The following is a 17,170-nucleotide window of genomic DNA, read 5'->3' as shown; positions in this document are numbered from 1 at the left end:
TGTATGAATTAATTGTCGAATTTAACCTGATATCTGAGCGTATTTGTATGGTTAGACATTTTTTTGTCGTTCTTGTATTCTATTTACCAATCGTCTAATGAGTGAAAGATGTTAATAGTGAGGTGTTTTATTGAAAAAAGCATTAAGTGTAGCTAGTTTGATCGTCGTTGGTATGGTGATTTTTAATTTTTCTTCTCAGACGTATGAACAGCAGTCACTTGTGCCGACGCTCGAGCGGCTGCTTCCAGGGGAGCCGCTTGCAGGACTGCTGGCACCTGTCGAAGTATCGTATTGGGGAACGCCGATATCGATTGAAACAAAGGGGTACTATTATTTTATTGAGTTTTTCATCCGGAAATTTGCCCATCTCTTTTTGTTTGGCTGTTTAGCAGTGGCGCTGTTTCGCGTGCTCATGCTTGCACGCCCGAAACGGATCTGGCCGGTTATACTGTTTGCGTTTATCGGCACAGGTATGTATGCAGTACTTGATGAATACCATCAGCTGCTCACAGGCGGGAGGACGCCGATGGCAATGGATGTACTGCTCGATATGACAGGAGCCTTTATCGCGCTTAGTTTATATGTACCGATTTATAAGATACGGAAAAGCAACGGGAAAACCCGGCTCAGATGATTGAGCCGGGTTTTTAAAATGTGCTTTTTTCTTCGTGCTCTGCACGAATCGTATTATAAAAATGCGCATAGGTCACGCTCATATAAGGAGCGATCCAGAGAAAACCAATGCCGATCGTCACAATCCCGAGTAAAATCCAGCCGATAAAGGACAGACCGAGCACGAACGCTTCTCCTTTATGGCCGTCCATCATTTTACGTGATTTTGTAATGGCCTGCAGAGGGGACAACTCGGGCTCGTCACGCAAAATGTAATACGTCATCATGTAAGAAAACGATTTGATAATGCCGGGAATCACGAGCAGAAGGAACCATAAAAATAACAATATGCTTTGAAGAAGAGACACGAGAATACTTTTGCCAAACATTGTTTTGTATGGTTCAAGCAAGTGGCCAAAACCAATTTTTTTGCCGCGCGATAAATCAACCCAAGCCCAGATTAAGCCGAGTGAAATCGGCATGAGAAGGATGGAGAGAGCAACAATGACCACATCTTTCCATGAAAAGTCGTACTCATCCGGATTTAAAATAAAGTCAGGAGCACCGAACAGAAGCAATGATACAACGAAAAGACCTACGGCAATCAGCCAGTTCCCTTTGAGTGAAGCGCGTGCTTTCGACCGTAATTTACTATAATACATATGAATTCCACCTTTCTCTTTTTTATACGGCAGTGTGCTGTTAAAAGTTCCATCTTTTTTGAAAAAGAAGCCATTTTTTCATCTTGACCACTGTAAAAATCTGTCGTATGTTGAAAAGTATGAACACATAAATAAAGGAGAATGTTGGTTGGAAAATCGAAATTTAGTGTATCCGAGGGAAACGATTTATTTTATTGTTTGCTGTTTCGTCAGCAGCGGCTTGTACGTGGGCTTGTTTTTTTCTGTTTTATTTCTTCCTGTGATTTTAGGTTTGTTTTTATTGTCTTTGTTTTTTCATGCTTTAATGATTGGGTCGATTCGCGGCAATGGCGTCAGAGTGAGTGAGGCGCAGTTTCCGGATGTATATGATCGAATTCAGGCATTGTCATTGGACATGCGGCTGAAAAAAGTGCCGGATGTGTTTATCGTTCAGTCTGAAGGGGCGCTAAATGCATTTGCCACGCGCTTTTTCGGTCGAGATGTTGTTGTCCTTTATTCAGAAGTATTTGAATTGGCGCGCCAGCAAGGGGAAAAAGAACTTGAATTTATTATTGCGCATGAGCTGGCTCATGTGAAACGGCGTCACCTGTGGAAGAGCTGGCTGACACTGCCGGCATCATGGATTCCTTTTTTAAGCGAAGCATATTCGCACGCGGCTGAATATACATGTGACCGCCATGCGGCTCACTATGTGAATGATGGAAAAGCTGCCAAGAACGCATTGACGATTTTAGGGGTTGGAAAAGTATTATATCGAGAAGTCAATGAAGAGGCTTATGTGCGCCAGATTGAACAAGAATCGAATCCATTTGTCTGGCTTGCGGAAAAATTGTCTACACATCCGGTCTTGCCGAAGCGAATTCAGCACATCGGCCAGTTTTTGCGTCTGCCCGGATCAACCAATTATCAGTCACATAAAGGGAAAGTGATTGCCGGTGTCGGAGCGATCTTTGTAGCAGGCAGCATTGTGATTGCCGGAGGGGTATACGCACTGTCGAAAATGGACACAGCCGGGGTATTTTCTGACTTAATGGAAGATGATTTTCTCGCGGAAGATGTGACGGGTGAAACGGATGCGATGTTAGCGGCTTCTTCGGGAGATATTCCTTCTTTAGAGGAGATGATTGATGAAGGAGCGGATATAGACGCGTTAAACAGCAATGGAGAAACAGCCTTGCATTATGCGGTCAACGACGGACAGCTTGAAACGGCGGCGTTGCTTTTAGAGGCAGGGGCTGATCCAAACGTTGAAGATGATTATACGTTCACGCCGCTTTGGAGTGCATACAGCAATGGCGATGAAGAAATGGCTGCTTTGCTTGTGCGGTATGGGGCTGATCCGGATTTAGAAGATGCAGAGGGTGACACAGTTCGAGGCTATGCGGAAATGGATGAGGAAGACGGATTTTTAGCGATATTTAAAGGGGAGGAATCTGATGACAGCCTTGTTAATTGATGCAGACGGCTGTCCAGTTGTTGATCTGGCTTGCCTGGCAGCAAAAGAATACAAGCTGCCTGTTGTCTTAATTTGTGATACGGCACACGAAATGAGCCGGCCGGGTGCAGAAACAATTATTGTCTCAAAAGGAGCCGATGCGGTTGATTTTGTGCTTGTCAATCGGGTCAAAAAGGGAGATATCGTCATTACCCAGGATTATGGCCTAGCCGCCATGGTGCTGGCTCGACAGGCCTATGCGATCGATCAAAATGGCCGCGAGTATACACATGATAATATTGACCAGCTCTTGTTAAGCCGGCATACGGCGAAAAAAATCAGGCAGGCGGGCGGCAGATTAAAAGGTCCGGCCAAACGGCGTGAAAAAGATAATGAACACTTTTCACTTCAATTAAACCGGCTGCTCAGCCGGGTAATAGAACAATAAAAAAACAGTGGATTCACAATCCGCTGCTTTTATAGTTCCTCATCTGATTGTTTTTTCCATTTTTGAAACGCTAAAAATTCCCGAAATTGTTCTTTGCTGATACCAGATTCCATTGCTTCTTTTGCTAAATGGACCCATTCATCATCGACTGTTTCGTGAGGTTTCTGCGGGTCGACAATAAGTGATTCTACCGCTACATTCAGTACACCGGCAATTTTTGTTAAAAATTGAATCGAAGGATTCATCTGCAAGTCACGCTCTACGGAAGAAAGGTACGATTTTGCTACTGCTGCCCGTGATGCCAGTTCCGTCAAAGAAAGCTTTTGTTCCATACGTAATTTTCGTATACGTTCTCCAATCGACATCCAATCACCCTTATCGTGTTTTCCTTTATAAATAGTATCAAAGAATTCGACTCAATTATACAGATGAACGAAAAAAAGGACAAAATTTAATAAATATTTAATGAAAGGATGAGAGAAATGCAGATAAAAGGGAAAGTTCTTGATGAGGAAACAAGATGCGAGCATTACCATAAAGAAATCGATCGGATCGCCATCAAATTTTACTGCTGCCAAACCTACTATCCCTGTCATAGCTGCCATGAAGAATGTGGGTGCGGGGATGCATTAGTATGGCCGCGCAGATTGTTTGGAGAAAAAGCCATTTTATGCGGCGCCTGTAAACATGAATTAACAATTAACGAATATTTATCATGCAATTCAACATGTCCGGCCTGTGGGGCGAGTTTTAATCCAGGCTGCAGCCTTCATAAGCATTATTACTTTGAGGAGTAATTGGATGGGAGAATGGGAAGGAATTTAGCTATTGGCCATGAAAAACGAAGATTGGTCACGAAACGTGGCTGCTGGTCACGAAAAACGAAGGTTGGTCACGAAACCTGGCTGTTGGTCACGAAAAACGAAGATTGGTCACGAAACAAAGCCATCGATCTCTTGTAAAGATCGATGGCTTTGTTTACTTATTTAAAAAAATGCGGCCAGTTGTAACTAGATAAATCATATCGGCGGTTTCGGTCGCCGCCGATAGACAGAAGGTCCATCTTTTTAAGAAGACGGTATGCCGTATGAACAGAATTCACCTGTAGAAACTGTGCACATTCAGTGGCGCTGATTGTTGAGTCAATGAGCCAAAAGTAGTCACGTAATGTTTCTATATAATCTGTGCTGCTCTGGCGTCCACATTTACTGCATGACCATTTTCTTTTGAGACGAACCATTGGAGAATGACGGCATATAGGACAATGTACGCCATCTTGAATATCATTTTTATCTATGTGGAATTTTTTTACTGGATTATCGAAAGGATCGACATGGCTGGAGATCAGTATTTTCGATAATTGATGAAGAATTTGTTTTGAAAGGATAGGTTCACTATATGTATTCTCAAGCTGCGCCAAGAAAGTGTGAAGTTCATACGGATAAATAAATTGAATAGGGAGGTCTGTGTGAACGGTATCGTTTGAAAAAACGATCGTTGATTCAATAGGAACGGGTGGAATACCGTTTTTTATTAAAAATTGGGTTAGGTGATGCCGTTGTCTGGCGACTTGGTGAACAGGGTTAGGGAGTGATTTCCCATCGCGTTCCAGCACGCGTTTCGTTTCATTCAGCTGAATCGAACCGGCATAATCTTTCACTTCGAAAATAAGCAGGAAATGTTCGGTGAGCAGCAAAAAGTCCATTTGAAAATATTGAGTGGAGCTGGAAGGAAGGCGAAGATCGTGAAGGATGATAGAGTGATGTGGAGGGAGCTCACGCAGAAAGTAAAAAAGTGACTTTTCTCCTCGAAAACCGGCATTATGTCGAATCAGCTCTTCGCGAAGGGCTGGATGAGTGAGAATTCGTCCTTCGAGTCGTTCTAATTTTTGCAAATAAAGTGGTTTTCTAAATGGTTTACTGAACATTAGAATGCATCTCCTTTGAGGAAACCCGTATTGGTCACGAAATGGAGCTGGTTTGCCACGAAAAGTGGGGGTTAGTCACGAAGCTTGGCTTTTGGCCACGAAAAACGAAGGTTGGTCACGAAACCTGGCTATTGGTCACGGGAAATTGAGAATGGTCACGAAACTCAGCTATTGGTCATGAAACGCAGCCGTGCCGCGTTAATTCGCGGCAGCAGCAAGTTTTCGTTTATAAACCATTTTGGAAAGCGACACACTCACTTCGTACAGCAGAATGAGCGGGATGATGACAAGCACGTCCGACAAAAAGTCGGGTGGTGTAATTAAAATCGATACGACAATAAGGGCAAAGTATGCGAACTTGCGCATTTTTTGCAGGTTGTACGGATTTAAAATACCAAGGCTCGTTAAAAACATCATAATGACCGGCATTTCAAACAACACACCGAATGGCAGTGTCATATGAAGCAGGAATTTAAAGTATTTTTCCGTTGTAAAAAAGGTCGCAAACATGTCACCAGACAATGACATTAAAAACGACAGCACAATTGGAAACAAGACAAAGTAGCCAAATGACATGCCCGCAATAAACAAAAAGAACAGGGCTGGAATATATGTCACAGTCACTTTTCGCTCTGTAGGGGATAAAGCGGGCCGTACGAACAGCCATGTTTGGTGAGCAGCGACTGGAATGGTCGCAGCGCCAGCAACGACGACCGCAATCAAAACGTACACCATAATAATGTCACTTGGCCCAAGCAGTGCCAGTTTAAACGGCAGATCTTTCACAATGTATTGATAAATATCTTGTACAAATGTAAAAGAAACGAGAAAGAACACAAGAAAAGCTGCAACGGTAATAATAAGCCGCTTGCGCATTTCTTCAAAGTGCTCAAGTGCTTTCAAATTTTGCTCTTCCACAAGCCCACCTCCAAAAAAAGCCGCTCCCGCGCATGGCGGGAACAGCGGGATTCTTAAACGAGTGTTTTTTCTTTTTTCTTTTCCATTTTTTCTTCTTCATCATCCGACACGAGCTCACGTGTAGACTTTTTAAATTCTTTTAGTGTCGAACCGAATGCGCGGCCGATTTCCGGCAGCTTGGACGGCCCGAAAATGATTAATGCGATGACGAGGATTAAAACTAACCCCGGTACGCCAATGTTTTGCAGCATGAAACATCCTCCTTAATATTTAAAACCGGTAATGGCAACGACAGATGGACGCGGCTGGTTGTCGCCTTTACGGTGCGGCCACATGCTTGTCGGATTATTTTTGTCTTCTGTTTCTTCACCTGGATGCTGAATAGCAAGAAACAGTGTCGTTTCATCATCTGTGAAGCAAGGCCCTGTCAACTCTGCTTCAATTGGCGCTGAAGCAAACTGGTACGCTTCGCCCATCGCATCACCGCTTGTTGGAATCACAAACACACCATTGTTTTGGAACGTTTCGTAAATGCCTTTTCCGACAGAGCTGGATGAAATGTCTGTGACGGTCCACAGGTTGCCATCGCTGTCAAATGTTAAGTTATCCGGCGCGCTAAAGCCGCTTTGACGTCCGCCGCAAGCGAAAATTTCAAAATCGAATGTCAATGAACCAAGGTCATCGTTACCTTCAAGGAAGCGGGTAATGTGACCATGCATATTGCCGTGTTTTGCATTGTTTGTATGTGCAATAAAGACCGATTTATCAAACGGGCTGATTTCCACATCTTCCGGACGGTCTGTCGGTGTTGCGCCGAGTAAAACAGCAGCGTCATGCGCGTGAACGAGTACATCTGCCTGCGTCTGGAATTTGGCTAAAAGCTCTGCATTGTCGTTCGCAGCTGCACGAACGGCATCAATAGTTAACGCGACCCACGTACCTTTTGACATGTTAGCCGCATATAACGTACCTTCTTCAAGTAAATCCGAATTCGCCTGCTTGCGTGACTTCACATATTTGTTTTTGCTGATGAACTTGTATACACACGCATCCTGCTTGTCATCGCCCATGTAAACGGCAATGCGGCCGTCATTTGTTAAGCCCATTGCTGAGTTTTCGTGATGGAAGCGGCCAAGTGCTGTATGCTTGCGCGGTGCGAAATTTTTATCAAAAGGATCCACTTCTACGATCCATCCGTAATGCGTTTCGTTGAGCGACGCTGCTTTTGACGTTGATTCATAGTTTTCTTCAGCCGATAACACTGTATTCCAAAGTGTTTTACCGCCGGAGCAGTTTGCAAATGTTCCTTGAACGATGTCAACGCCGCCGACTGTTTTTGATCCGTGGGCCGGACCCGTTAAACGGAATGGTGTCAAGCCGGTAATGCGGCGTGCATACTTTGATGACGTATCCATTTTCCAAACGCCATCTTCGTCCTGATAAATTTCGATGATTGAGCCGCCTTGATTATAAAGAAGCTTTTGAATTTGAGAAGCAGAATATTTGCCGTTAACAGGAGAGCCTGTCACCCAAAGATCATTCGTATATTCATGGTTGACCCAAAGAAGCCCGCGCTGATTAGACCCGTTGATTGGAAAAAACATTGTAAAATCGTTATTGTATCCGAATGTATCACCGGCTTTATTAATTACGTCGCCGTATGCTGCCACCACATCATAGTTATATCCGCGCGGCAGGACAAGCTCATCTTTGCCCGATGGCTGAATGGGCTTGAAATTTAAACCGGAAATTTTTTTCTTCATGCCGAACAAATGAGAAGCGGCTTTTGTGCCTTGTGCCTGTGTTTTCGGCGCGAATGTGCTTAATCCGGCTGAAGCCACGGTCAATGCTGTGACGCCTGTACCGACATACGTTAAAAATTTTCTTCTGTTTAAATCTTGAGTCATGACTGGACCACCTTTATGTATTTTTTAAACTCCCAGTTGCTATGGTAAAAAAAGAATGTAAAGAGAAGTCGCTCAAATTGTGTGAATTATGTAAAAAAATATTAAGTTTATGAAAATAATTGAATCTATTATTAAATTATTTCGTAAAAGTAATGAAAGAGGTGATTGATCAATGAAGGTGTTTATTGGTTCTGTCATTGTGCTGTTGTTAATTGGGGCAGGAATTTGGCTCATGCTGTCACCTTCTTTTAAAAAGGTAGGGGAGACGGTCAGCAACGTGAAAAAAAATTTAAAGGAGGATTCAGATGGAAACGAAGACACCAAAGAAGATAAATAAAGGCATGAATAAAAAAGTAGTGGGTGGTTCGCTTGTTGCAGTTGCACTTATTTTAGGGCTAGCCCTTTTATCAATGTTTATTGAAAAAATTCCGAACGGCTATGTAGGTGTTGTGTACAGTCCAAATGGCGGTGTACAGAACGAAACGCTTGGTCAAGGGTGGCATCTCGTCGGTTTATTCGACAAAGTAACGGTGTATCCGGTCCGGATGCAGACAGTCAATTATAAAGATATTCAAGTCGCCACGTCTGACGGGAAAAGCGTCACAGTGGATTTTGCTTATAACTACAGCATTCAGCCGGATAAAGTCGTCGATGTATTTAATCAATTTGGTCCGATTGAAGTGGAACAAATTGAAGATTCTTACTTACGAACACGTCTATGGGATGCCGGGCGAAAAGGAATTGCCAAGTATTCGGTTATTGATACATACGGGGAAAAATCATCGGAAGCCGCGGTAAATGTTCAAACGCTTTTCTCAGAAGATATTAAAGACCTCGGTTTTGTCGTCGATAATATGACACTTGGTGTGCCGAAGCCGGATGAATCAACGCAAGCCGCGATTAACAAGCGGGTGGAAGCGGCGCAGGAGCTAGAAAGAAAACAAATTGAACTGAAGATTGCGGAAGCAGAAGCGCAGAAAAAGAAAATTGAAGCGCAAGGGATCGCGGATTATAACCAGATTATTAAAGAATCTATTTCTCCGGAAGTGATTCAAAAAGAATGGATTGAAAAATGGGATGGCGTTATGCCGAAAGCAACCGGTTCTGACCAGCTGATTTCCATTCCAATGGATGAAACAGGAACCGCTGAATCGAGTCAGCCATAAAAGATGGGATCTCACTGCTATCGGTGAGATCCTTTTTTTCTGAAAATTCATTGTGGTTTTTGATTCTTTTTATGGTAAAATTATCTAAGAGATGAAGGTGAAAATGAGAGTGAGGGAGAGATACATATGAAAAAATGGTTACTGCCGCTACTGGCACTGTTTGCAGTGATAGGCATTATGCAGCCTGTCCAAACGTCAGCGGAAACAGCGTTTTATACAAAAACGGCTGTGACACACAAAGATGGTACAACGACGCAGCCGTATATGATGAACGAGCAAATGACCGTTCAACTAGACTGGACATACGATGAAGCAGTACCGGCTGTTTTTACATTGCCTGATACATTTAAAGTCAACGAAAATATAGAAAAAGAGTTAACGACAAAAGAAGGCAAGACGATCGGAACACTGACGGTAAATGCGGCGACAAACGCCGTGACAGCTGTTTTTGAAGATGCAGAATCAGGTATTTCAGGCACAACGGCGATCCCAGTTTCGTTCAATCAAGAGAAGGTAACGAAAGCGGGATCGTACAGTGTTGCATTTCCGACTGGCGAAACGATTACGCTCACGGTAACCGACACGGCAGCAGGAGCCATTAAAGTGGTCGCGCTTGATGCAGACACGAAAGTGAAGCTTGCCGGATCGGTTTTTACAGTTGTGAATGAATCGGGCAAAGTGGTTGCTTCTTTAACAACAAACAGTGCAGGAGAAGCTTCGGTTCCGAACCTTGGATTTGGAACATACACCGTAACACAAACGGCTGCGCCCGACGGATATGCTGTGCCGGTTGATCCGTGGAAAGTGGAATTAAATACGGTGCTGGCAACGAAAGAAATTTTGCATAAAAAAGCAACAGGCTTAACAGGTGCACTGAATATTACAGCTGTTGAAAAAAGCACGACGACACCAATTGTTGGAGCCGAATTTGAATTAAAAACAGAAAGCGGCCTTTTTTCTAAAAAAGTGGTCACGGATGAAAAAGGAAAAGTATCTTTAACTGGCCTTTCCTATGGCACATATATCTTAACCCAGACGAAGACAGACACGGATTACGTGCTGCCAGCGGATTCCTGGACGATTACAATTGGCCGCCAGACACCAATCGAACAAAAAATTGAAAATACGCTTGTCAATGCATATGGCGCACTGACTGTCACACTGACGGATTCTTCTTCAAGCACGGTGCTGAAAGGAGCAGAATATTCCCTTTATGATGAAGCAAAAACACTTGTTTCTAAAGTAGTGACAAATGATAAAGGAATCGCTTCGTTTACAAATTTAAAGGCTGGCAGCTATACGCTCGAAGAAACGGATGCGCCGGAAGGCTACACGCGGTCAACCGATAAAACGGCCGTCACGATCAAAAGCGGTGAAACGGTTGAAGTGAAGCTGGAAAATACGAAAACAGCAGCTGCATCGTCAAGCTCTACTACAACGAAAGCAGCGGGAACACTTCCGCAAACGGGCGATGAATCCAGCATGATGTACATGTTCGGAGGCGTACTGCTCGCAGGGGGCACACTGTTACTCATGAGAAAAGGCAAACGTGCGTGAAACTGAGACAAGTCATTGGTATTCTATTTATTCTTGCAGCCATTGTGCTGATTGGAGCGCCTTTTTTGAAGTATGAATTGCTTGAAGCCAGCTCCAAAAAGCTGACAGCCCAAGCGTTGACGCCGGAAAAAATTCAGCAAAATAACGAACAGCCGGCCGAGTTTAACATGGAAGCAATTGAGCCGCCTTCTGTAATAGACAGTGTAGTTCAAGAAGCGCAAGCCGATATGGCAGCGATTGTCGGCCAGATTGAGATTCCATCCGTTAACCTGAGCCTGCCGATTTTAAAAGGAACAACCAATGAAAATTTAATGGCCGGGGCAACAACGATGCGGGAAAATCAATGGATGGGTGTCGGCAACTATCCCCTCGCCGGCCACCATATGAATCGGGATGACCTTTTATTCAGTCCGGTGCTGAATGTGAAAGTGGGCACCGTCATTTATGTAACGGATTTGACGTATAGCTATACGTATGAAGTAACAAAAACGGAAGCCGTTCATGAAAGCCGGACCGATGTAATGGACAATACGGTTGATCCGATGATTACGCTCGTTACTTGTTACGGTTCAAGTGACCGGGAAAAGCGGTTTATCGTTTATGGAAAGCTGAAAGAAACAAATGAATATGAAAAAGATGGACCTGTCTCGAACTAGAGACAGGTCCTTTTTTTCAATCGATTAGTACACGAATCGATTTGAAGCCTGGACCACTATTTTTAAAACTTTAACCATCTCCAATGGAAAATGTTGCTTTTCTAAAAATTAACTGTATTATTTATATTAATACAGTTAATACGGTTTATGGAAAAGGAGGACGGCGATGTTTACCATTGATACGAGAAGCCGAACACCGATTTACGAGCAGCTGATGGAAAAGCTCAAAGAACTGATCTTTCGTGAAGTGATGAAAGAAGACGAGCAATTGCCATCAGTTCGTACGCTGGCACAGCAATTAACAATTAATCCAAATACCATTCAAAAAGCGTACCGGGAGCTGGAGCGCGAAGGCTATATTTATTCAGTGCCAGGTAAAGGAAGCTTCGTATCACCGGTGAAAAAAGAGGTCAATAAGGAGCGGATGGAGATGTTGAAGAGTGAGCTCGAGCGGATCGTCGGCGAAATTTTATACTTGGGCGTACCGAAAGATGAAGTGATTAAGCTGATTGAAACGATGGAAGAACCGGAAAGGGGAGAAGGCGGAAATGATTAAAGCGGATCATATATCGAAGCGCTTCGGTCGTTTTGAAGCAGTAAAAGATGTACACATGCATGTGAAAAAAGGATCGATTTACGGACTGCTTGGTTCGAACGGTGCTGGAAAAACAACGCTGCTCAAAATGTTGTCCGGTATTGTGCAGGCGGATCAAGGAAAGCCAACGATCGAGGGCGAATTGATTTTTGAACGCCCGGATATAAAAAAACGCATTTTATTTATTCCCGATCAGCCGTACTTTTTTCATCAAACCTCTCTATTGCAAATGGCCTCTTTTTACGAGGCGGTATATGACAGATGGAATGGGGAGCGGTTTCACCAGCTGCTTGAACATTTCGATCTTGATCCGAAAGCAAAGCTGTCACGAATGTCAAAAGGGATGCAGCGCCAAGCCTCGTTTATTTTAACGCTGTCCGCTATGCCGGATGCACTTATTTTGGACGAGCCATTTGACGGGCTGGATCCGGTTGTGCGCCAGCAGGTGAAAAACTTGCTTATTCAAGATGTCAGCGGCCGGGAGATGACGGTGCTTGTCTCGTCACATAACTTGCGGGAGATGGAAGATTTCTGTGATGCGGTCGGTGTTATGCATAAAGGGCGTATCCTCTACGAGCGTGATTTGGAAGAATTAAAGACAGACGTAAGCAAGCTTCAGGTCGCATTCAGAAAAATGCCGGATGAAACGTTCCTAAAAGGAATGGATGTTATGCATTTTGAGAAGCGGGGCCGTGTCCTGATATGTATTGTCCGCGGAAATGAAGGCGATATTGATCGTCATGTGCGTTCGTATGAGCCGGCGATTTATGACGTACTGCCGCTTACGCTTGAAGAAATTTTTACGTATGAAATGGGGAGTGTGGGCTATGAAATCCGGAATCTTATCGTTTAATAAAGGGCTGTTTTTGCAGCATACACGCTCTGTTTTATGGGTTAGTGTGTTTTTTCTTCTGTCGCAAATCATTCTCCTGCCGCTCGGCATTTTAGTTGTGCTTCGCGATGAATGGGGAGTGAAATCGTTACTGGACACGAACCCCGACAACGTGCTGATCACCATTTCATTTGCAATTCAATACATGACATATATGATATTTCCAGTACTTGCAGGCATTATTTTAACGAGCTATATGACGAAAAAAGGTTCCTCGGATTTTATGCACAGTCTGCCGTTTAAACGGGGGATGCTGCTCACACATGTTTATGCGGTCGGAGCAGTGTCGCTCCTTGCACCGATTTTAATCAATGCAGCCATTTTGCTGCTCATGCGGCCATTTGTTCAGCCGATTACATACACAGCAGGCGATGTAGCTGAGTGGGCGGGCGTATCGATGTTTATCGTGCTTTTTATGTTTATCGTAACCGTATTAATCGGCTTGTTTATTGGCCCGGCGATTTTACAGGGCGTCATGGCGTACGGGGTCTTTGTGCTGCCGGCCGCGTTAATTGTCATGACGCTGACGAATGCACGTTACTTTATTAACGGGCTGGCCGTTGAATCGTATACGTCGAAAATTATGGAAGACGGCATTTTCTTAGTCCGGGCCGGAGGGTATGAGACGCGTCCGTTCAGCGGCATGGAATGGGCAATATACATCGCGATTGCGGCTGTGATTGTGGCCATCTCCTATTATGTTTACAAAGTAAGGCCTGCCGAAGCGGTCGATGAAACCATTGTGTTCCCGTTTTTCCGATGGGCATTTATTTTCATTTTAACGTTTGCAGCGATGATGATCGGCGGTATTTATTTTGGCGAACTGCTTGGCGGCACCATCGGCTGGATGATCGCAGGCTACCTCATCGGCGCACTTGCCGGCTACACGCTGCTGCAAATGGTTGTGCAAAAATCACTCCGGCTCATTTGGCCGTGGAAAGGATTCGTTTTGTACGCGGCGTTGATTATCGTCCTGCTTATTCCGGGAACGATTTTTGCTAGATCGTACGAAAAAGCAACTCCTGACACGAGTGAAATTGAAAAAGTGTATATCGGGGACAGTACAGAGCCGTTTTCCAACCTTTTTTACATGGAAGAGCAAAATGATTTGAAAAACGCGGATGCTGGTTTTATGACGAGCGCAGATTCAATTGAGCAGGTACGCCGTGTGCATGAACAGCTGATGACCTTTGAAAACAGTGTATCGGCAATGGAAAGTTATCCCGTAACTATTACGTATGGAATGAAAGACGGAAGCCGGATGCAGCGCGAGTATAGGGTATCAGCCGCAGAGCTTGCTCATGCAACAAGTGATCTTCGAAAAAATGCTGAGTTTATTAAAGCATCCGACCCGTTGTTTGCCCTGAAAAAGGGGTCCGCTATTACGTATTTGAGTATATATAACAGCGCAACTGAATCGCAAATGGCAAACGTGGCTGAAAAAGAAGCCGTTGAAGCTATCCGCAGTGCCATCGAAAAAGATGCCTTGTCAGGGGAAGCAGATATGTTTAGCACAAACTCCAATTCAAGTGCTGGCGCTATTGATTTTTATGTTGGAAAAGAGAGCAGTACAAATATATACAGCAACGTTCATTTAAACGATGAATATACGATTGCGGCTATCCGGAAATATGTGCCGAATGGTGATTCTTTCGCTTCTGCTGCAAACGTCGATAAGGCGTTTATCGTAACAGCAGCTAATGAAGAAGAAAAACAAGCACTCAATGAATTTATTTGGAATGAGGAAGGAAAAGAACCGGACTGGAGCAAGCTGCCGCTTGACTATGAACAAGTGAAAAGCGGGCGGGAAATCGAGCAGCTGATGAATCCTGCCATGCTGACGGAAGACAGCAGTCGTTTGCTCCTTTTAAAGTGGAAGAGCAGCTCGGGAAATGTAAATGTCTCTGTTACCGCCTTAAAGAAATAACGGCAAAAGCAGCCTCTTCCCAAAGGGCTGCTTTGTTTTATTGGTTAACGAGCGCCTGCCACGATTCAGCATGGTGAACCGCGATGCGGCATTCACATTCTTTTGCCGCTTTTTCTATTTCGTTTTCAAAATAAGCAGCGCTTTTCCCGAAAAACGAAATGCCTTCCGCTTCTGCATCTTCAATCGTTTCAACGGCAATCAGGACCTCTTTATCAGTAGAACGCCCGAGCGCAAGTTCCGTTCGTGCGGCTTTTAGAATTTGCTCAGAACTGTCGCGGTAAGCCATGATGACTGTATAGTCCGCGCGCTCGACCACAAACTCTGCCAGCGTCCCATTGGCGGAAGATGGAATTTCATCGTACCAGAATGGAATATCCACTCCGAGGACGACGCCGCTGTCTGCTGCTTGCTTGATCAGCCGTTCATACATGTGGACTGCCTGCTTCTGATCCAACTCCCATTCTTCAGATAAATAGGGTTCAATGTCCAGATGAATGCCATCCCAGTCAAGCGAGCGTACCCGCTTTAAAAAAGCGGCCAATTCCTGTTCTGTGTAATCCGGTGATCCATCCAAGGCGTGAACCCGTATGTTTTGATCGTGTGCGTCTGTTAGAAAAGACTGGTATACTGAATCCGGAACGGACAGATCCAGCTGGACATACACATCTTTTACGTTTTGTTCCTCGAAAAATGAAAGCATCGCGAGCGGTTTTTCCAAAGAGTGAGCATTCCATACCCATGTCGCTTTTTCATTTTTAACCAATGCACATCCTCCTAAAAAAAGCAGAATAAAGGTCATAAGCAGTCTGCTATATACATATAAACGCATGGAATAAACCTCCATAATATCGTAAACTTGTTTACTACGATTATAACAAACAGATGTGTTCTTTTTCATTTGTGTGAACAGTTCATTTTCCACTGGATTCTCAAAAGTTTTCCGCTATAATAGAAAAGATGCATTTTCCGGTTGAAACGGATATCTTGAAAAAAATATAATGCGATAAAAATCTACGAATTTGGAAGGAAAGAGGACTTTTCACCATGAAGAACGAAAAGACATTTTGGCTGTTTGCCCTGGCTTTTATCATCTGGCAGCCGGTTATTGACGTGCTGACAAGCGCGTCATTGCTTCTGCTCAATATTAATTTGACCGTTGGCGTTATCGCCCGCGTATTATTTATGGCCGCTATTGTACTAATGCTGCTATGGAAAGCGCGGCACAGGGGGCTGGCAAGGAAGTATATTATCTATTTAATTGGCCTTGCCGCAGTGATTGTGATCAACATTGCTTTGAATTTGAATGTAAAAGATCCGTACTATATTGCGAGTGAATTAAAGTTTTTTAATAAAGTCGTATATTTTCCAATTATGTTTGTCGGCTTCAGCATGCTGTACCTTTATCTAAAACGGGTGCATGTCCCTTTTAAAGAAAAAACCACTACTTATTTCCTGTATGCCTCGCTCATTATTAGCGCTGTTTTTATCGTGTCTTTTATTACGGGAACAAGCTTGTCGAATTATTCCCACACGAAGATCGGCTTTACCGGCTGGTTTTTTGCCGGAAATGAAATCGGTGCAATTATGTCGATTATTTTGCCAATCACTGCGCTTTATGCGATTGAGCGGACAGAGCGTATGAAAGAGTGGCGCTATTGGGTGCCTTTCGTTTTGCTGGCGATTTCGATGCAGTTTCTTGGAACAAAAGTTGGCTATGGCGGTATTTTAGTCGTTTTGCTGGCAGCATTTTTCTCGATGCTTATTATATATTTTACTAAAGAACGGACCGAAAAAATTCGTTCAAACATGCTCATTTCTCTTATTTTGATTGCAGTATTGGCGGTTACAACGCCAATAACACCTGTTTTTCATAATATGTTTGCTCATTTAAGCCTATTGAACATTGAGTTAGATTTCGGCAGTAAAGAAAAAGAGTTTGATTCGGAAACAGGCGAAGAAATTATAGAAGAAGAGCCAGAAGAAGACATTACAAACGAACAAATTCAAAATCTCGTCTTCAGCAGCCGCGAAAAGTACTTGCAGGAAATGAAAGATCAGTTTGTGGAAGCACCAATGTCTCAAAAGCTGTTCGGCATGGGCTTTGCCGGGAACTATGAAGAGCCGGAACCAGGCAAAACGCCGAGAATGATTGAGATGGACTTTTTTGATCTCTTTTTCTCACTCGGTATTATTGGGTTTTTGACGATGATGTCATTGCCGCTTTATTATGTGATACGGTTTTTGATTCACTTCATTCGCAACATTAACCAAACATTCACTCCGGTCAACGTGATGTATGGCGTAGCGTTTATTCTCGGTTTAGGGATTAGCGCAACAGCCGGCCATGTTTTAACAGCTCCTGCTGTTTCCATTTATGTCGCAGCTGTCATGGCGCTGCTCATGGTACGGGAAGGAATTATAGAAGAATAAGAAAAGCCGCTCTACGCAATGCTAGAGCGGCTTTTCTA

At 43.8% G+C, this 17,170-nt stretch carries 20 protein-coding genes; 13 read left to right on the top strand and 7 right to left on the bottom strand.

Going from position 1 to position 17,170, the window contains the following annotated elements; genetic code table 11:
- Positions 1–130 precede the first annotated feature (130 nt).
- Positions 131–634 (top strand): VanZ family protein, encoded by a 504-nt coding sequence (locus NLX67_RS02750; RefSeq protein ID WP_254310276.1) that lies wholly within the window; start codon positions 131–133, stop codon positions 632–634.
- A 13-nt stretch (positions 635–647) separates the two neighbouring features.
- Here NLX67_RS02750 and NLX67_RS02745 read toward each other — a convergent pair whose 3' ends face one another.
- Positions 648–1,274, bottom strand: a complete 627-nt coding sequence (locus tag NLX67_RS02745) for a DUF975 family protein (RefSeq protein WP_254310275.1) — start codon at positions 1,272–1,274, stop codon at positions 648–650.
- Positions 1,275–1,422: 148 nt separating this feature from the next.
- Between NLX67_RS02745 and NLX67_RS02740 the strand changes: the two genes are divergently transcribed.
- Positions 1,423–2,730, top strand: a complete 1,308-nt coding sequence (locus NLX67_RS02740; RefSeq protein WP_254310274.1) for a M48 family metallopeptidase — start codon at positions 1,423–1,425, stop codon at positions 2,728–2,730.
- Positions 2,711–3,157: a YaiI/YqxD family protein gene (locus NLX67_RS02735; RefSeq protein ID WP_254310273.1), complete on the top strand. Its 447-nt coding sequence runs from the start codon at positions 2,711–2,713 to the stop codon at positions 3,155–3,157. Before NLX67_RS02740 ends, NLX67_RS02735 begins: the two co-directional genes overlap by 20 nt.
- Positions 3,158–3,186: 29 nt before the next feature.
- On the opposite strand, the gene NLX67_RS02730 is transcribed toward NLX67_RS02735, so the two are convergent.
- Positions 3,187–3,522, bottom strand: coding sequence for a helix-turn-helix domain-containing protein (locus tag NLX67_RS02730; RefSeq protein WP_254310272.1), 336 nt, complete (start codon positions 3,520–3,522; stop codon positions 3,187–3,189).
- Positions 3,523–3,639: 117 nt separating this feature from the next.
- Here NLX67_RS02730 and NLX67_RS02725 point away from each other — a divergent pair, with 117 nt between their 5' ends.
- The gene (locus tag NLX67_RS02725; RefSeq protein ID WP_254310271.1) at positions 3,640–3,954 is read left to right on the top strand and encodes a CHY zinc finger protein; all 315 of its coding nucleotides are present in this window, start codon (positions 3,640–3,642) and stop codon (positions 3,952–3,954) included.
- Between the two features lie 12 nt (positions 3,955–3,966).
- On the top strand, positions 3,967–4,119 hold the full coding sequence (locus NLX67_RS02720; protein ID WP_254310270.1) for a hypothetical protein: 153 nt from the start codon (positions 3,967–3,969) through the stop codon (positions 4,117–4,119).
- Between the two features lie 20 nt (positions 4,120–4,139).
- Here the strand turns inward: NLX67_RS02720 and NLX67_RS02715 are convergent, their stop codons facing one another.
- The 4 genes from NLX67_RS02715 to NLX67_RS02700 form a co-directional block, all read right to left on the bottom strand.
- Positions 4,140–5,084 (bottom strand): nuclease-related domain-containing protein, encoded by a 945-nt coding sequence (locus NLX67_RS02715; RefSeq protein WP_254310269.1) that lies wholly within the window; start codon positions 5,082–5,084, stop codon positions 4,140–4,142.
- Between the two features lie 198 nt (positions 5,085–5,282).
- Positions 5,283–6,002 carry a twin-arginine translocase subunit TatC gene (gene tatC, locus NLX67_RS02710; RefSeq protein ID WP_254310268.1) on the bottom strand — a complete coding sequence of 240 codons (720 nt, stop codon included), beginning with the start codon at positions 6,000–6,002 and terminating at the stop codon, positions 5,283–5,285.
- Between the two features lie 53 nt (positions 6,003–6,055).
- The gene (locus NLX67_RS02705; RefSeq protein WP_254310267.1) at positions 6,056–6,253 is read right to left on the bottom strand and encodes a twin-arginine translocase TatA/TatE family subunit; all 198 of its coding nucleotides are present in this window, start codon (positions 6,251–6,253) and stop codon (positions 6,056–6,058) included.
- Between the two features lie 12 nt (positions 6,254–6,265).
- Positions 6,266–7,909, bottom strand: coding sequence for a PhoX family protein (locus tag NLX67_RS02700; protein WP_254310266.1), 1,644 nt, complete (start codon positions 7,907–7,909; stop codon positions 6,266–6,268).
- A gap of 172 nt (positions 7,910–8,081) precedes the next feature.
- Between NLX67_RS02700 and NLX67_RS02695 the strand changes: the two genes are divergently transcribed.
- From NLX67_RS02695 to NLX67_RS02665, 7 genes are all read left to right on the top strand, one after another.
- Positions 8,082–8,246, top strand: coding sequence for a hypothetical protein (locus NLX67_RS02695; protein WP_254310265.1), 165 nt, complete (start codon positions 8,082–8,084; stop codon positions 8,244–8,246).
- Complete coding sequence (locus NLX67_RS02690) at positions 8,215–9,075, top strand: prohibitin family protein (protein WP_254310264.1); 861 nt, start codon at positions 8,215–8,217, stop codon at positions 9,073–9,075. The genes NLX67_RS02695 and NLX67_RS02690 overlap by 32 nt, the downstream gene beginning before the upstream one ends.
- A gap of 126 nt (positions 9,076–9,201) precedes the next feature.
- Positions 9,202–10,632 (top strand): SpaA isopeptide-forming pilin-related protein, encoded by a 1,431-nt coding sequence (locus NLX67_RS02685; protein ID WP_254310263.1) that lies wholly within the window; start codon positions 9,202–9,204, stop codon positions 10,630–10,632.
- Positions 10,629–11,288 (top strand): class A sortase, encoded by a 660-nt coding sequence (locus tag NLX67_RS02680; protein ID WP_254310262.1) that lies wholly within the window; start codon positions 10,629–10,631, stop codon positions 11,286–11,288. The genes NLX67_RS02685 and NLX67_RS02680 overlap by 4 nt, the downstream gene beginning before the upstream one ends.
- Positions 11,289–11,454: 166 nt before the next feature.
- Positions 11,455–11,844, top strand: a complete 390-nt coding sequence (locus NLX67_RS02675) for a GntR family transcriptional regulator (protein WP_254310261.1) — start codon at positions 11,455–11,457, stop codon at positions 11,842–11,844.
- Positions 11,837–12,736, top strand: coding sequence for an ABC transporter ATP-binding protein (locus NLX67_RS02670; RefSeq protein WP_254310260.1), 900 nt, complete (start codon positions 11,837–11,839; stop codon positions 12,734–12,736). The genes NLX67_RS02675 and NLX67_RS02670 overlap by 8 nt, the downstream gene beginning before the upstream one ends.
- Complete coding sequence (locus NLX67_RS02665) at positions 12,711–14,702, top strand: hypothetical protein (protein ID WP_254310259.1); 1,992 nt, start codon at positions 12,711–12,713, stop codon at positions 14,700–14,702. The genes NLX67_RS02670 and NLX67_RS02665 overlap by 26 nt, the downstream gene beginning before the upstream one ends.
- 37 nt (positions 14,703–14,739) lie before the next feature.
- Here NLX67_RS02665 and NLX67_RS02660 read toward each other — a convergent pair whose 3' ends face one another.
- Positions 14,740–15,465: a hypothetical protein gene (locus NLX67_RS02660; RefSeq protein WP_254310258.1), complete on the bottom strand. Its 726-nt coding sequence runs from the start codon at positions 15,463–15,465 to the stop codon at positions 14,740–14,742.
- Between the two features lie 281 nt (positions 15,466–15,746).
- Here NLX67_RS02660 and NLX67_RS02655 point away from each other — a divergent pair, with 281 nt between their 5' ends.
- Positions 15,747–17,132 carry an O-antigen ligase family protein gene (locus NLX67_RS02655; RefSeq protein WP_254310257.1) on the top strand — a complete coding sequence of 462 codons (1,386 nt, stop codon included), beginning with the start codon at positions 15,747–15,749 and terminating at the stop codon, positions 17,130–17,132.
- Positions 17,133–17,170: the final 38 nt, after the last annotated feature.

The organism is Domibacillus sp. A3M-37 (assembly GCF_024213455.1).
In the GTDB taxonomy this organism is placed as follows: domain Bacteria; phylum Bacillota; class Bacilli; order Bacillales; family Domibacillaceae; genus Domibacillus; species Domibacillus tundrae.
The sequence above is the reverse complement of the archived record's forward strand: the minus strand, read 5'-3'. Positions and strand labels throughout refer to the sequence as shown.

Excerpts from the sequence above, each read along its gene's own strand:
- NLX67_RS02745 (WP_254310275.1), bottom strand. The coding sequence starts at position 1,274 with ATGTATTATAGTAAATTACGGTCGAAAGCACGCGCTTCACTCAAAGGG.
- NLX67_RS02735 (WP_254310273.1), top strand. The coding sequence starts at position 2,711 with ATGACAGCCTTGTTAATTGATGCAGACGGCTGTCCAGTTGTTGATCTG.
- NLX67_RS02730 (WP_254310272.1), bottom strand. The coding sequence starts at position 3,522 with ATGTCGATTGGAGAACGTATACGAAAATTACGTATGGAACAAAAGCTT.
- NLX67_RS02725 (WP_254310271.1), top strand. The coding sequence starts at position 3,640 with ATGCAGATAAAAGGGAAAGTTCTTGATGAGGAAACAAGATGCGAGCAT.
- NLX67_RS02720 (WP_254310270.1), top strand. The coding sequence starts at position 3,967 with ATGGGAAGGAATTTAGCTATTGGCCATGAAAAACGAAGATTGGTCACG.
- NLX67_RS02715 (WP_254310269.1), bottom strand. The coding sequence starts at position 5,084 with ATGTTCAGTAAACCATTTAGAAAACCACTTTATTTGCAAAAATTAGAA.
- NLX67_RS02705 (WP_254310267.1), bottom strand. The coding sequence starts at position 6,253 with ATGCTGCAAAACATTGGCGTACCGGGGTTAGTTTTAATCCTCGTCATC.
- NLX67_RS02700 (WP_254310266.1), bottom strand. The coding sequence starts at position 7,909 with ATGACTCAAGATTTAAACAGAAGAAAATTTTTAACGTATGTCGGTACA.
- NLX67_RS02695 (WP_254310265.1), top strand. The coding sequence starts at position 8,082 with ATGAAGGTGTTTATTGGTTCTGTCATTGTGCTGTTGTTAATTGGGGCA.
- NLX67_RS02690 (WP_254310264.1), top strand. The coding sequence starts at position 8,215 with ATGGAAACGAAGACACCAAAGAAGATAAATAAAGGCATGAATAAAAAA.
- NLX67_RS02685 (WP_254310263.1), top strand. The coding sequence starts at position 9,202 with ATGAAAAAATGGTTACTGCCGCTACTGGCACTGTTTGCAGTGATAGGC.
- NLX67_RS02675 (WP_254310261.1), top strand. The coding sequence starts at position 11,455 with ATGTTTACCATTGATACGAGAAGCCGAACACCGATTTACGAGCAGCTG.
- NLX67_RS02670 (WP_254310260.1), top strand. The coding sequence starts at position 11,837 with ATGATTAAAGCGGATCATATATCGAAGCGCTTCGGTCGTTTTGAAGCA.
- NLX67_RS02665 (WP_254310259.1), top strand. The coding sequence starts at position 12,711 with ATGAAATCCGGAATCTTATCGTTTAATAAAGGGCTGTTTTTGCAGCAT.
- NLX67_RS02655 (WP_254310257.1), top strand. The coding sequence starts at position 15,747 with ATGAAGAACGAAAAGACATTTTGGCTGTTTGCCCTGGCTTTTATCATC.